Source organism: Enterobacter cloacae complex sp. 2024EL-00227 (assembly GCF_043945315.1).
GTDB lineage: Bacteria > Pseudomonadota > Gammaproteobacteria > Enterobacterales > Enterobacteriaceae > Enterobacter > Enterobacter roggenkampii.
The window spans coordinates 358595-373303 of the sequence record NZ_JBIMQP010000004.1; the positions used below are offsets into that span (position 1 = coordinate 358595).

General features: G+C 54.1%; 7 protein-coding genes. 4 read left to right on the top strand and 3 right to left on the bottom strand.

Annotated elements, in window-relative coordinates:
- Positions 1-11: 11 nt before the first annotated feature.
- Positions 12-8267 (top strand): hemagglutinin repeat-containing protein, encoded by an 8256-nt coding sequence (locus ACHH0Z_RS10290; RefSeq protein ID WP_045407150.1) that lies wholly within the window; start codon positions 12-14, stop codon positions 8265-8267.
- A 52-nt stretch (positions 8268-8319) separates the two neighbouring features.
- Here ACHH0Z_RS10290 and speA read toward each other — a convergent pair whose 3' ends face one another.
- The 3 genes from speA to ACHH0Z_RS10305 all read right to left on the bottom strand — a co-directional run bounded on the left by speA (position 8320) and on the right by ACHH0Z_RS10305 (position 10961).
- On the bottom strand, positions 8320-10296 hold the full coding sequence (gene speA, locus ACHH0Z_RS10295; RefSeq protein WP_023294521.1) for a biosynthetic arginine decarboxylase: 1977 nt from the start codon (positions 10294-10296) through the stop codon (positions 8320-8322).
- 8 nt (positions 10297-10304) lie between these two features.
- Entirely contained in the window at positions 10305-10436 is a 132-nt protein-coding gene (yqgB, locus tag ACHH0Z_RS10300; protein ID WP_127312443.1) for an acid stress response protein YqgB, read from the bottom strand.
- Positions 10437-10790: 354 nt separating this feature from the next.
- Positions 10791-10961, bottom strand: coding sequence for a hypothetical protein (locus tag ACHH0Z_RS10305; RefSeq protein WP_045335271.1), 171 nt, complete (start codon positions 10959-10961; stop codon positions 10791-10793).
- Positions 10962-11099: 138 nt separating this feature from the next.
- Here ACHH0Z_RS10305 and metK point away from each other — a divergent pair, with 138 nt between their 5' ends.
- From metK to ACHH0Z_RS10320, 3 genes are all read left to right on the top strand, one after another.
- A complete protein-coding gene (gene metK / locus ACHH0Z_RS10310; RefSeq protein ID WP_008499745.1) occupies positions 11100-12254 on the top strand; it encodes a methionine adenosyltransferase in 1155 nt (384 codons plus the stop codon).
- Between the two features lie 441 nt (positions 12255-12695).
- Positions 12696-14093 (top strand): galactose/proton symporter, encoded by a 1398-nt coding sequence (galP, locus tag ACHH0Z_RS10315; protein WP_008499747.1) that lies wholly within the window; start codon positions 12696-12698, stop codon positions 14091-14093.
- Between the two features lie 58 nt (positions 14094-14151).
- A complete protein-coding gene (locus ACHH0Z_RS10320; protein WP_045407151.1) occupies positions 14152-14649 on the top strand; it encodes a SprT family zinc-dependent metalloprotease in 498 nt (165 codons plus the stop codon).
- The last annotated feature ends 60 nt before the right edge of the window (positions 14650-14709 follow it).

The window sequence follows — 14709 nt, forward strand, 5'->3', positions numbered from 1 at the left end:
AAGGAATTTTTATGAGCAATAATAAAACCTCAAAAACGAAGCTAACCGCAGGGAATTTGCATAAACACCTTTGCCCACTTTTTATTTCAATAGCGGGTATTCTCGCAGCTAATGCCGAAGCCGCAACGGTGCCGGATGCCAGCCAGAGTAAAGGGCCAACAATGGGTCAGGCGGCTAACGGCACGCCAGTCGTGAATATCACCGATCCGAATGCGAAAGGCGTCTCGCATAATAAATTCGACCAGTTTAACGTTGATAAAAATGGCCTTATTTTTAACAACAGCATGCAGGATGGTGTGTCTAAGATCGGGGGTTACACGGTTAAAAACGCCCAGCTTGAGCATGAAGCAAAAGCAATTATCAGTGAAGTGACGGGAGCCCAGGCGTCCTATATTAACGGGACGATGGAAGTCTTCGGCAGAAAAGCGGACGTGATCGTTGCTAACCAAAACGGTATTAGCGTTAACGGCGCCACCACCATTAATGCCAACAGCCTGACGCTGAGTACCGGTAAGGTGCAGATGAAAGAGGACGGCAACTATAAACTAGCTGTTGAAAAAGGCACCGTGTCTCTCACAGGGCAAGGCATTTCTACCGAAGGGCTAAGCTACTTCGACATTGTCAGCCGAAGTGCAAAACTGGAAGGTGAAATTGCCGGTCAGGCGGACGTTAAGGTAGTTGCCGGGCAGAACGATTACGATCTCTCCAGCCGCCAGCACACGACTCGCGCCACGGGTGACGGCCATACGCCGGATGTCGCGATTGACGGTCGGGCGATGGGGTCAATGTACGGTGGTAAAATTCAACTTATCAGCACCGAATCCGGCGCAGGCGTCCGTCATGAGGGCAGTATTATTGCCACGGGTGACATTGAGATCAGTGCGAACGGCGACGTGACGCTGACAGGTTTACGCAGCGATAAAAATGTCACTGTCAGCGGCAACAATATTGCCCTGAACAAAAACAGCAGCGGCACCGGAAGTACAGAAGCGCAAAATAATATTATCCTGCATGCGCTCTCTGGCATGACGGTGAATAACGACGTTATCTCCCGTAACGGCACGATCCGAATTGATGCCTCAACCCTGCTGCAAAATACGGCTGCTATCATTGCGCAAAACAGTGCCACAACAGCGGTACCCGCCATTCAGATTAATGTTGCCGGGCAGTACACCCTTTCCGGAAAACTAAAAGCGCTGGATGCTAACGGCGCTGTCATTTCCGGTGGCGTCGTGACGTTAAAAAATGGCGATTTTGTCGTCATCCAGAATGGCCAGCAGGTGCCCTTCAGCACCCTCGTCTCCGATGCGGAGATCGTCAGCAACAGTGGTAATGTCAACGTTACCGCGGGCAGCATGACTAACAATGAAGGCGTTATTCTCGCGAAGAAAGGGACGCTGCAGTTCAACCTGACCGGTGCGTTTGAAAACAAGGGTTCCGTCAGCGCCACAGGGGATATCTGGATTGCATCAGGTTCGATGAAGAACAATGGCATCCTGTATGCCAGCAACGCCCAGACGCTGTCTGTCGGCCATCTCGACAACGCAGGCCGCCTCTACGCGGATAAAAACCTGGTTATGACCGCCAGCGCCCTGAACAACAGTGGTCATATTGGCGCTAATAGCGGTGAGATGCGCATTAAGGTCAACGGTGAGGTTTCAAACAGCGGCACCCTGAGCGGTAACGATGCGCTGATCTTCATTGATGCCGACGGCAACATCGTCAACGACGGCACCATTGCCAGCAACAAGCATGACGTGACGCTGGCATCCGGCGGCGACACGCTCAGCAATACCGGACGTATTGCAGGACGTAATGTCTCCACCCAGACCCGTAAAGCCAGTGCAAACGTCAGTAACAGCGGCACCATCAGTGCCAGCGAGAAACTGACCATCGCAACCGCGAATCTGAAAAACCAGGCCGGCACGCTGAGTGCGACCACTGACATGCAGCTTGATGTCAAAAAAGAGCTACAGAATAGTCAAAAAGGCAGCATTATTGCCGGGAAGAACCTCACCATAAAGGGTGACGGCGCGCTGGCAGTACACAATGACGATGGGCTGATCCAGGGCGATAATATCAATGCCAGCGGAATTTCCACCCTCTCTAACACCCATGACGCGCTGATCGCGGCAAGAGAAAACCTCTCCGTTACAGCGACATCGTTGCTTAACGACGCCTCAACCATTCAGGCCGGTAGCCTGACGCTCGATCGCGTCAGCACCGTCGATAACCTTAACGCCGCCACGCTGTATGCCAGCAAGACGCTGCAACTTACCCATCTCAACACGCTGAATAACACCGGCAGTTTTGTGATTTCTGACGGCACGCTGTCACTGTCCGATGTGAACACCCTCAATAACACTGAAGGTGCAACGCTATTCGGTGCTGGAAATACCACGCTGAGAAACGTAGGTACCCTTAATAACAGCGGCGCATCGATGATTAAATCGGATAATGCGCTCTCGATCGCGACGACCACGACGCTTAATAACAGCAGTGATGCAGTGATTGCCTCTGAGGGCAATCTGAATATCAGCGGCGTGAAGACGTTAAACAACCGCTCGGTGATCATCGGCAATGGCAATATCGCGATCGATGCCGTTGAGGAGCTGAAAAACGACGGTGTGGTTCAGGCAGGTCTGAACCTGATTATTCGCAACGTCAAAAACCTGGCCAACACAGGTGAAGGGCATGTTTTAGCTGCACTGCGTAACCTGACGATTGAAGACGTTGAGTCGCTCATCAACAGCGACGGCGCGGTCATCTCCGCCAATATGCAGACGGTGCTGAACGCCATCGGCGTTCTGACCAACCGCACGGCCGGTGTCATTCAGGCTGTAAACGGCCCGCTGGAGATTGTCGCCAACACGTTGAGCAACATTGGCAGCCTCACCGCAGAGGACGGGCAGCAGTCGGTGTCCACTCTCGTGGCGGGCGGCGACATTACGATCAATGCGCAAAACATGCTTAACACCGAACAGGCGGTGATTGTGTCGACGCAAAGCGATCTGTCAGTTAATGTCGCTAATAATCTGATCAACGCCAATGCAGCGGTACTATCGGGTGCCAACAATACGAACCTTAACGTAGCGGGCGGGACGATTAGCAACGAAAAAAATGCCCTGATCGCCGGGAATAACATCACGATTAATGCCTCGCAGCTGAATAATCATGATTCCGGCACGACCTCTGCCAGAAACGACCTCAACATCCATACCGGTTCATTCAATAACATCAATGGCATCCTCGAAGCGGGTCACGATTTATTGCTCAAGGTAAAAGACTCCATCGCGCTGAATGACAATAACCGCAGTATTCGTGCAGGTCATGATATGACGCTCAGCACGGAAGGTACGCTGTTCAACAACACCATGATGGAAGCCATCGGCAACCTGACGCTCCAGGCAGACGGTAAGGTGATCAACAGCAAGTCTGTGGTCACGGGGGGTGATTTACGCATCATCGCTAATGAGGTAATGAACAACAGCAACAGCCTGCTCTGGTCGTTAGGGAAGATGGATATGAATGCCCACGACGGTGCCTTTGTTAATGACTATAACGGTAACGTGCTGAGCATGGGTGACATGTCGCTCATCGCGAAAACGATTATCAACTCCGCCGGGATCATTCGCTCCGAACAGAACATCAATATTGATGCGGCCTCTCTGGAAAACCAGAGCACCTATACGGGTGGCACCATTTCGCAAACCCAAACGCAGGATGCCGTGGGTCAATGGGCCGGTATTGATAATGTGATGACGCAGGTCAGGATTACCACGGTTCTGCACATCCCGGTTCTGGCGTCAGATATCGCTATGAGTAAGCTCGGCGAAATCAGCGCCGGGAAAGATATTAATATTAACCAGCGCGGCATTTTCGACGAAAAAGAGGTTAAAAATAACGGCGGCCTGATCCAGGCGGGACGTGATATCACCATCACGGGTAATCTGCTGAACTCGCCAACCTATACCTCCGAATCCATGTATGACTATCTGAATCTCATCCTTGAGCAACCGATAGTACTGACCGACTACTGGAAGGTGGCAGCAGAGCACTACACGACGCTGACCTTCAACTCGCTCTATCAATACCTTGATTTCATCTTTGGTGACGGCGCACCTGCAACCAAAAGCGGTACCCAGGATCCAAACAGAGAGCGTAGCTATAAATCGCTTCTCGACGCCGCGAATGACTCAACCCAGCTCAACTACGTCATGAGCAAAGTGTTTGGTGAAACGTGGAATTCGCAAGATTACGCGACCCTGAACACGGCATGGCATAACCTGGTAAGCAATGACACCAGCATTACCCCTCTGAAGACGAATATGATCTACTTCGTGCCTTCAGAAAAAGGTGAAATCACGGCGGGTCGTAACTTTACGCACAATGGCGGCACGCTGGATAACGGCCTGGCTAACGCTGGCACAATCAAAGAAAACGCCAAAATTGAGAATATCGACGTGGGTGACTACACCATCGACACCGCCGTCGCGGGCTATGATGTTGCCATCAATACCAAAAAGCTGAATGAACTGGCCATGGGGATCAGCCCACTGCCGACCATCAAGGATTTGGTCTCTCTGCCGGGCATGTTTGAAGTCACTGACGAATTCAAAAAAGCCTCTGAGGCGGCGAAAAACGGTACCGAATACAGCGGCCCGGCCAACCACATCATTCCGATTTTCGAAACGCGCCCGGAAATGATCGATCAGAGCAAGTACAGCGGCTCTGACTACTATTTCGACAAGGTGGATTACACTACCACCGAAACCGTTAACGTCATTGGCGATAACTACTTTATCTCCGAACTGATTCGTCGAGAGATCAGCCGCTCCGTAGGCAGCATGTTTGCGATACGAGACGGTCTTGAAGGCGATGCGCTGGTACAAAACCTGATGGATAACGCCGGTATTGCGGCGAAAAACAGCGATCTAAATCTGGTGGTGGGGCAGCCTCTGAGCGAAGAGCAGCGCAATGGGCTAACCCAGGATATCGTCTGGTTCGTGAGCCAGAACATCAAAGGGACGGAAGTGCTGGTGCCGGTGGTCTACCTTTGCCCTGAAACCCTTAGCCAGCTGGCTAACGGTGATATCAGTAAAGGCACAGCGTCCATTGCAGCCGGGAATAGCCTTTCAGTTGATGCCACCGCTATTAACAACGTGAACGGTACCCTCTCCTCTAAGGGTGACGTCACGCTGAAATCCAAAGAGGATATTAACAACATCAGCAATGCGACAGATGCTGGCATCTCGGCAGGCGGTAACGTCTCAATGACGTCGGAAAATGGCAGCATTGCCTCAAACGGCGCGGCAGTGAACGCCGGTGGCGACATTGACATGAAGGCTGAAAAGGGCGACATCACCCTGACCGCATCTGTCGGACACGGCGAAGACGGCAAGCAGAAGATTCATGCGCACGATGATGGCGTCACCGCAGGCGGCAGTATCAACATGCAGGCGAAAACCATCACTTCCAACGCGGCTGATATTACGGCAGGCCAGGACGTGAATATGAAGGCGAGCGAAGGTGACGTCACTTTCAACGACCTGCATCAGATTGATTCTAACCGTACCATCAATACCGAGATCAACGGTCTGTCCAGCTATACCACCACCGACACCAAAACGGTGACCGGCGAAGCTATCGGCGCAACCGTCAAGGCTGGCGGCAATGTGCAGATTGATGCCAGCAAGAATGTGGTCATCGAAGGCGGCAGCATTGACGCGAAAAGCGGCTCCATCAACGCGGCAGAAAACGTTGAGATAAAGACGTCTGAAAACGTGTCCGCTGAGGAACACACCACACAGTCTCGCCAGTTTGTTGCTGAGGCCGGCATCAGCGGCGCCGGTAAATCCGCCTCGGCTTCCTACGGCAAAAACGACGGCACCACAAAAAATACCACCTCTGGCGACTACACCAGCGCAGGCGGTAATTCTGAAACCTCCGCGATTGGTGCCAAACCGGGCCGCGCACCGATCACCGATACTGCCGGTTTCAGGGTGGGTATGGAAGACACAACCGATACCGTGTCGACCCAGAGCAAGCAGAACACCAACGCGTCCATTAATTTTACCGATTCCGGTTCCGTAAATGCAGGAAAAACGGCGGATATTGGCGGCGCTGACCTCTCCGCCGGAGATAAGCTCAGCATTAACGCGAAGGATGTCGCAAGCACCAAATACGAGGATGAAACCAAAACCACCGTCACACATAAAGACCGCTTTGTCGGTGTTTCAGGTGAGGCCCACAGTGCGGTAGTTGATGCGATCGACAAAACCGGGAATCTCATTGATAAATCGCAGCAAGGCCAGTCGATTAACAGCGGAACCACGACGGCGGAAGTGCTGGGCGATGTGTCCAACATCATGCTAAACGATCTTGCTGGCGGCTCCGTCACTTTCGGCGGGAACACGACAAAAACGAAAGAAACGCGCACCGCAACGGCGGAGAATACCACCAATATTAATGCTAAAAACGTCAGCATTAATTCGACCAACGATACCACGCTCAACGGCGTGAACGTGAACTCGCAGAATACGGAGATCAATGCGGGTGGTAATGTGGACATTAACGCAGCGAAATCAACAACCTCTTACACCAATGAAACCGAAAAACACAAAGGCGGTCTTACCGCAGGCGTGGGAGTGGATATAACTGGCGCAAGCGGCGGTATTTCAGTCGATTACAACGGCAGTACGGAACACGGCTCGGGTAACTCTACGTCGTATAAGAACAGTACTATCAACGGCAACACGGTGACAGTGAACGCTGGCGGTGATATGAACATGAAGGGCGCTAACATCGATGCAGAAAAAGCGGATGTTAACGTTGCAGGCGATATGAATATCACCTCCGTGCAGAATACCGAGCACACCGAAAGCAGCCGCGGTAACTGGGGCGCTTCTGTGGGCATCTCCGTCTCGGCAGCGGGCATCATCCCGAACGCGTCCGTCAACGGGGGCGGCGGCTCTGAAAGTTACGATTCGTCTAAAACAGCGAAGCAATCCGGTATCAATACCAGCGGCGAGCTGAATGTGAAAACCGGAGGCGACCTCAATATGACCGGGGCTAATCTGGTATCTCAGGATGGCACCGGATCGGTGAACGTTGCGGGTGATATCAATGCGAAAACGCTGGAAGACCACGTTGAGCAGGATGGTCTGTACGGCGGTGGCGGCATTGGCCTGAGCAATGGCGTAGTGCCTTCCGGTAACATCTACGTCGACACCGTGGATGAAATTCACTACAACGAAACGCAGAAATCCACTATCGCCGTGGGTGACACCACCAGTGCGGCAGTGAATGGCGATCTCAATACCCATAAAGATGAAATGTCGGTTGTCACGCGTGATGAGAAAGAAGCAGGAAATAACATTTCCTACACGCTTGCCGATCCGGGGATTCGTAAGAAGAAAAGCGGCGCTGACGCAGACAGCGATACTCCAGTGAAGCCGGATGACGGCCATACGGACGATGGCGGCTGCCCTCAGAAGTGTACGCCGACTAAGCCAGGCTCAACGCAGCAGCAGACGACAACCACGACGCGTACAACGTCTGATTCTCAGCATATGACGATTGAGAAAACGACGGCGACAACGACCTCCACGTCCGCCTCTTCGGTGGTCCATAAGGAGGCCGTCGCGTCTGAAACCGCACGCAGTGAAGCCGTGCCAAACGTTGCGCCGTCAACGTCCCAGCCGCTGACGCCAAAAGCGAAACCAGAAGCCACAACGGTTACGCCAAAAGCGAAACCAGAAGCCACAACGGTTACGCCAGTGAAGAAATGGGCCGTACCGGAAACTAACTATCCGGTGCTCTCTCCTGGCTCTGCAACGGGTAAAACCGGTAAAGATATGCCGAAAACACCGGACCACAGGAAGTGGAATGGCGACATGACCAACGGCGTTGCGCCATCCAGCAACACCAAAGGCGATGACGTCAAGCTCTCGCCGGGTTCGTCCACCGGTCAGACCGGGATGGATATGCCGAAAACGCCGGAACACAAGCAGTGGAATGGCGACATGACCAACGGCGTTGCGCCATCCAGCAACACCAAAGGGAATGACGTTAAGCTTTCTCCGGGGTCGTCCACCGGTCAGACCGGGATGGACATGCCGAAAACGCCGGAACACAAGAAGTGGAATGGCGACATGAGCAAAGGTGCGATGAACGCGCGTCCACAGTGGAAGGCGTTGCAAATCGATCGACCGATTGATATCTATGCTCCGGTAACCATTACCTTCACCGACGAGCAGTACAGCTAAAACAAAAGGGTCTGACTTTCGTCAGACCCTTTTTTAACGCCCCTTTCGAACGTTATTCGTCTTCCAGATACGTATATCCGTACAGACCCGCTTCAAACTCTTCCAGGAACTGCTGCTGCAGCGCATCGTCCAGCCCGGTGTTTTTCACCTGGTCGCGGAACTGCGTGAGCAGGGTTTTCGGATCCAGCTGAACGTATTCCAGCATGTCCGCCACGGTATCCCCTTCGTCAGACAGCTCAACTTCCACGCTGCCGTCAGGGAAGACAAACACGTCAACCGCCTCGGTATCGCCGAACAGGTTGTGCATGTTGCCGAGGATCTCCTGATACGCGCCGACCATAAAGAAGCCCAGCATTGGCGGGTTCTCCGGGTCGTATTCCGGCATTGGCATCGTCGTGGCGATACCGTCGCCGTCCACGTAGTGGTCGATGGCGCCGTCAGAATCGCAGGTGATGTCCAGCAGCACCGCGCGACGTTCCGGGGCGTGATTCAATCCTTCCAGCGGCAGAACCGGGAACAGCTGATCGATACCCCAGGCATCCGGCATCGACTGGAACAGCGAGAAGTTGACGTAAATCTTATCCGCCATACGCTCCTGCAGCTCGTCGATTATCGGACGGTGGGCGCGGTTGCTCGGGTCGAGCTGCTTCTGCACTTCATGGCACATATTCAGATAGAGCTGCTCTGCCCACGCGCGCTCCTGCAGGCTGAAGGTGCCTGACGAGTAGCCGACGTGGATATCGTGCAGATCCATCTGGCTGTCATGCAGCCATTCGCGTAGGGAGCGACGCGTGCCCGGCTCGTGCATTTCCTGCCAGGTTTCCCACATGCTTTGCAGGGAACGCGGGGCATCGTCTGCCGGCGGCGTCGCTTCGGTGGTTTCGCTGCGCTCAACGCCGATAATGTTAGAGACCAGCACCGTATGGTGCGCGGTCACCGCGCGACCGGATTCGGTAATCACCGTCGGGTGCGGCAGGCCGTGCTCTTCACAGGCATCGCCAATCGCCCAGATGATGTTGTTGGCGTATTCGTTCAGGCCGTAGTTCACCGAGCAGTCGGACTGCGAGCGGGTTCCTTCGTAGTCCACGCCCAGGCCACCGCCCACGTCGAAGCACTGAATATTCACGCCAAGCTTGTGCAGCTCAACGTAGAAACGCGCTGATTCACGCACGCCGGTGGCGATGTCGCGGATATTGGCCATCTGCGAGCCGAGGTGGAAGTGCAGCAGCTGAATGCTGTCCAGACGACCGCGCTCGCGCAGGATCTCCACCAACTGCAGCACCTGGTTCGCCGCGAGGCCGAACTTGGATTTTTCACCGCCGGAAGACTGCCATTTACCGGAACCCTGCGACGCCAGACGCGCACGCACGCCAAGGCGCGGCACCACGTTCAGACGCTCGGCCTCTTCCAGCACGATGGCGATTTCAGTCATCTTCTCGATAACCAGATAGACCTTGTGGCCCATCTTCTCGCCTATCAGCGCCAGACGAATGTATTCACGGTCTTTATAGCCGTTACAGACGATCACTGAACGGGTCATCCCCGCATGCGCCAGCACGGCCATCAGTTCGGCTTTTGAACCTGCCTCCAGCCCCAGCGGCTCGCCGGAGTGGATCAGCGATTCAATCACGCGGCGGTGCTGGTTTACCTTGATCGGGTAAACCAGGAAGTAGTCGCCTTTATAGCCGTAGGATTCACGCGCGCGTTTGAACGCGGCGTTAATCGAACGCAGGCGATGTTGCAGGATCTGCGGGAAGCAGAACAGTGCAGGCAAACGCTGGCCCTGAGCCTCACGGGCTTTCACCAGTTTGGCGAGATCCACGCGCGCTTCAGGGACGTCGGGATCCGGGCAGACGCTGATGTGGCCCAGTTCGTTGACGTCGTAGTAGTTATTGCCCCACCAGGCAATATTGTAAGTGCGCAGCATCTTGCTGGCTTCCTCGGAGCTCATCGCAACCTCCTGCATAGAACGTAGTACACCCTGTTCGCCCGCTGACGAAGGCGAAAAAGAAGACATGTCGTCAGACATAGCGAACCTCAACTCTTTGTATTAAGTGTAAAACAGTTGACTACTATCGCAGCGTTATACGGCGATAACAACCCATAAACGGCTCCGTTTCCCAGCAGAGTATGCTGAAATCCAGACCGTGCGACCGGTTTCTTATTCATATCATTGTAAAACACGTATCCGAACTCTGTATGACAAGGTTCGGCGAAACCACGAGAAAACTCTTGTATTAACAAGAGCGCCCTTGTTCAGTTTTCACAAAGCGTGACCGGCCCTGGAATCCTGAGAAGCGCCGAGATGGGTATAACATCGGCAGGTTTGCAGACTAGAAATGCGGGTTGCGGGAATCAAATGCGCGCCAGAACGGCTGCGCTGAATTAGCGGAAAACGATGGTTCATTATCTCGTATCACCTCCACGGCCGCCTCTGCTGAAACGGACCCCAAGCCAAAGCTAAAAGTTCACTGCTTTACCCGGCTGGAAGTGGCGACACGATGAGTTCATCGAGCGCTTATTTTATATGAGCCGCGCGCCGCGTTTTATACCGAGAAGGGGGCTAAAAAGCAAAACAAAAATGCGCGTGTTGCCAGCACCGTCAGGAATTTTTGCCAGCAGCAATTTCAACTGAGTGAGAGATGAGTCAAAAAAAACTGGAAATCGGGTGAAGAAGTGACCTAAAATAGCCATCCAGATGTTAATCCATCTATACTGATTAACACTCATACTGCCAGTGTCAAAAACCTGTAGGCCTTGGTAGAATTATCTCCTTTGGCTATTCCACACAGCAGCTTGAGCTAACCAAATTCCTCTTAGGTGAAATAAAACATGGCAAAACACCTGTTTACGTCCGAGTCCGTATCAGAAGGACATCCTGATAAAATTGCTGACCAAATCTCCGATGCGGTGCTGGATGCGATCCTCGCGCAGGATCCAAAAGCACGCGTCGCGTGTGAAACCTATGTCAAAACCGGCATGGTTCTGGTTGGCGGTGAGATCACCACCAGCGCATGGGTTGATATCGAAGAGATCACCCGTAACACGGTGCGTGAGATCGGTTATGTGCATTCTGATATGGGCTTTGATGCCAACTCCTGCGCGGTACTGAGCGCGATTGGCAAACAGTCTCCGGACATCAACCAGGGCGTTGACCGTGCCGATCCGCTGGAACAGGGCGCGGGCGACCAGGGCCTGATGTTCGGCTATGCAACCAACGAAACCGACGTGCTGATGCCAGCGCCGGTCACCTACGCACACCGTCTGGTGCAGCGTCAGGCTGAAGTGCGTAAAAACGGCACCCTGCCGTGGCTGCGCCCGGATGCGAAGAGCCAGGTCACCTTCCAGTACGACGACGGTAAAATTGTCGGTATTGACGCGGTGGTTCTGTCTACCCAGCATGCCGAAGATATCGATCAGAAATCCCTGCAAGAAGCAGTGATGGAAGAGATCATCAAGCCGGTTCTGCCAACCGAATGGCTGAGCAGCGCCACCAAATTCTTTATCAACCCAACCGGACGCTTTGTTATCGGCGGCCCAATGGGTGACTGCGGCCTGACCGGTCGTAAAATCATCGTTGATACCTACGGCGGCATGGCGCGTCACGGTGGCGGCGCATTCTCCGGTAAAGATCCATCAAAAGTGGACCGTTCTGCAGCGTACGCGGCACGTTATGTGGCGAAAAACATCGTTGCTGCCGGCCTGGCTGACCGCTGTGAGATTCAGGTTTCCTACGCCATCGGCGTGGCTGAACCCACCTCCATCATGGTGGAAACCTTTGGTACCGAGAAAGTGCCTTCAGAACAGCTGACCCTGCTGGTGCGCGAGTTCTTCGACCTGCGCCCATACGGCCTGATTCAGATGCTGGATCTGCTGCACCCAATCTACAAAGAAACCGCTGCATACGGTCACTTTGGTCGTGAACATTTCCCATGGGAAAAAACCGACAAAGCCGCCCTGCTGCGTGAAGCTGCCGGTCTGAAGTAATCGACTGTCATCGCTTTTAAAAGGCCAGCCTTCGGGCTGGCCTTTTGCATTTGTGCGATCATCCTTGCCCGGCGGCGCTTCGCTTGCACGGGCCTACGAGTTTTGGGCATTTGTAGGCCGGGTAAGGCGCAGCCGCCACCCGGCTGAAAGGTGTACCATTTGGAACCGATTACACCGCACCGGCAGCTCTCCGCTTTCAGAATATTCTCTTTGCATGATCGCCATTCTTCTGCTGTTACATTCCCTTTCAGTTAAGTCTGAAATATCTCCTTTCGCGATGCGCCTCACTTCATTTACCTCTATATTTTCAAAGCTTTAATTTTATTTACGGTTGCACACGAGTGTAACCGATTACACCAATGTGATTAATCTCACATATTTTTACGGGTCGCTCACCTACCCTTACCATCAATAAAACTGATAACCCAACTGGAGGGCATAATGCCTGACAATAAAAAACAGGGGCGTACGTCCAACAAGGCGATGACATTCTTCGTCTGTTTCCTCGCCGCCCTGGCAGGATTACTTTTTGGCCTGGATATCGGCGTGATTGCCGGTGCATTACCTTTCATCACTGACGAGTTCCAGATTAGCGCTCACACCCAGGAATGGGTGGTCAGCTCCATGATGTTCGGTGCGGCCGTTGGGGCCGTCGGCAGCGGCTGGCTCTCCTTCAAACTCGGACGTAAAAAGAGCCTGATGATTGGCGCGATCCTGTTCGTGGCCGGCTCACTTTTCTCTGCTGCTGCACCTAACGTTGAGGTTCTGCTGGTTTCCCGCGTGCTGCTCGGTCTGGCCGTGGGCGTGGCGTCCTATACCGCCCCACTGTATCTGTCGGAAATCGCGCCGGAGAAAATCCGCGGCAGTATGATTTCGATGTACCAGCTCATGATCACCATCGGTATCCTGGGCGCGTACCTTTCCGATACCGCGTTTAGCTACAGCGGCGCATGGCGGTGGATGCTCGGCGTGATCATCATCCCTGCGGTTCTGCTGCTGATTGGCGTCTTCTTCCTGCCGGACAGCCCGCGCTGGTTTGCTGCAAAACGTCGCTTCCACGATGCCGAACGCGTGCTGATGCGCCTGCGCGATACCAGCGCGGAAGCGAAAAACGAGCTGGAAGAGATCCGCGAAAGCCTGAAGGTCAAACAGTCCGGCTGGGCGCTGTTTAAAGAGAACAGCAACTTCCGCCGGGCGGTGTTCCTCGGCGTGCTGCTCCAGGTGATGCAGCAGTTCACCGGGATGAACGTCATCATGTACTACGCGCCCAAAATCTTTGAGCTGGCGGGTTACACCAACACCACCGAGCAGATGTGGGGGACCGTCATCGTGGGTCTGACCAACGTGCTGGCGACCTTTATCGCCATCGGTCTGGTGGACCGCTGGGGACGTAAGCCAACCCTGACGCTGGGCTTCCTGGTGATGGCGGCCGGTATGGGCGTCCTCGGTACCATGATGCATGTGGGCATTCACTCCCCAACCGCCCAGTACTTTGCGGTAGGCATGCTGCTGATGTTTATCGTCGGGTTTGCGATGAGCGCCGGGCCGCTGATCTGGGTGCTGTGCTCTGAGATCCAGCCGCTGAAAGGACGTGATTTTGGTATCACCTGCTCTACCGCAACCAACTGGATTGCCAACATGATCGTCGGCGCAACGTTCCTGACCATGCTCAATACCTTGGGCAATGCCAATACCTTCTGGGTCTACGCCGGTCTGAACATCTTCTTTATTGTGCTGACCATCTGGCTGGTTCCAGAAACCAAACACGTGTCTCTGGAACATATTGAACGTAACCTGATGAAAGGTCGCCCGCTGCGCGAAATCGGCGCCCACGACTGATCCTCTTGCGGGAGGCGCCTCTTGCGCCTCCCCGCTTCCCGCTTTATGCTCTGCCCCTATGAAAGCTCCCCGTCTCCCCATCGCCATTCAGCAAGCCGTTATGCGCAGCCTGCGGGAAAAACTCGCCCAGGCGAACCTGAAGCTTGGTCGCAATTACCCTGAACCCAAACTCGTCTACCAGCAGCGTGGCACCTCGGCCGGTACCGCCTGGCTGGAATCCTATGAGATCCGCCTGAACCCGGTTCTGATGATGGAGAACCAGCAGGCGTTTATTGATGAGGTGGTGCCGCACGAGCTGGCGCACCTGCTGGTGTGGAAACACTTCGGACGCGTCGACCCCCACGGCAAGGAGTGGAAGTGGATGATGGAAGCGGTGCTCGGCGTTCCGGCGCGCAGAACCCATCAGTTCGAGCTGGAATCGGTGCGCCGCAATACCTTCCCCTACCGCTGCCAGTGTCAGCAACATCAGCTTACCGTCCGCCGCCATAATCGCGTGGTGCGCGGCGAGGCAACCTACCGCTGCGTGAAATGCGGCGAGCCGCTGATTGCGGAGTAATGACCTGAACTTTCAGGAACTTTCCTGATCTGACTGATTGCATACAGGAACAACATTCGT

Bases quoted from the DNA above. Each gene is read 5' to 3' on its own strand.
- ACHH0Z_RS10320 (WP_045407151.1), top strand. From the start codon at position 14,152: ATGAAAGCTCCCCGTCTCCCCATCGCCATTCAGCAAGCCGTTATGCGC.
- ACHH0Z_RS10290 (WP_045407150.1), top strand. From the start codon at position 12: ATGAGCAATAATAAAACCTCAAAAACGAAGCTAACCGCAGGGAATTTG.
- ACHH0Z_RS10305 (WP_045335271.1), bottom strand. From the start codon at position 10,961: ATGGCTATTTTAGGTCACTTCTTCACCCGATTTCCAGTTTTTTTTGAC.
- speA (WP_023294521.1), bottom strand. From the start codon at position 10,296: ATGTCTGACGACATGTCTTCTTTTTCGCCTTCGTCAGCGGGCGAACAG.
- yqgB (WP_127312443.1), bottom strand. From the start codon at position 10,436: ATGAATAAGAAACCGGTCGCACGGTCTGGATTTCAGCATACTCTGCTG.
- galP (WP_008499747.1), top strand. From the start codon at position 12,696: ATGCCTGACAATAAAAAACAGGGGCGTACGTCCAACAAGGCGATGACA.
- metK (WP_008499745.1), top strand. From the start codon at position 11,100: ATGGCAAAACACCTGTTTACGTCCGAGTCCGTATCAGAAGGACATCCT.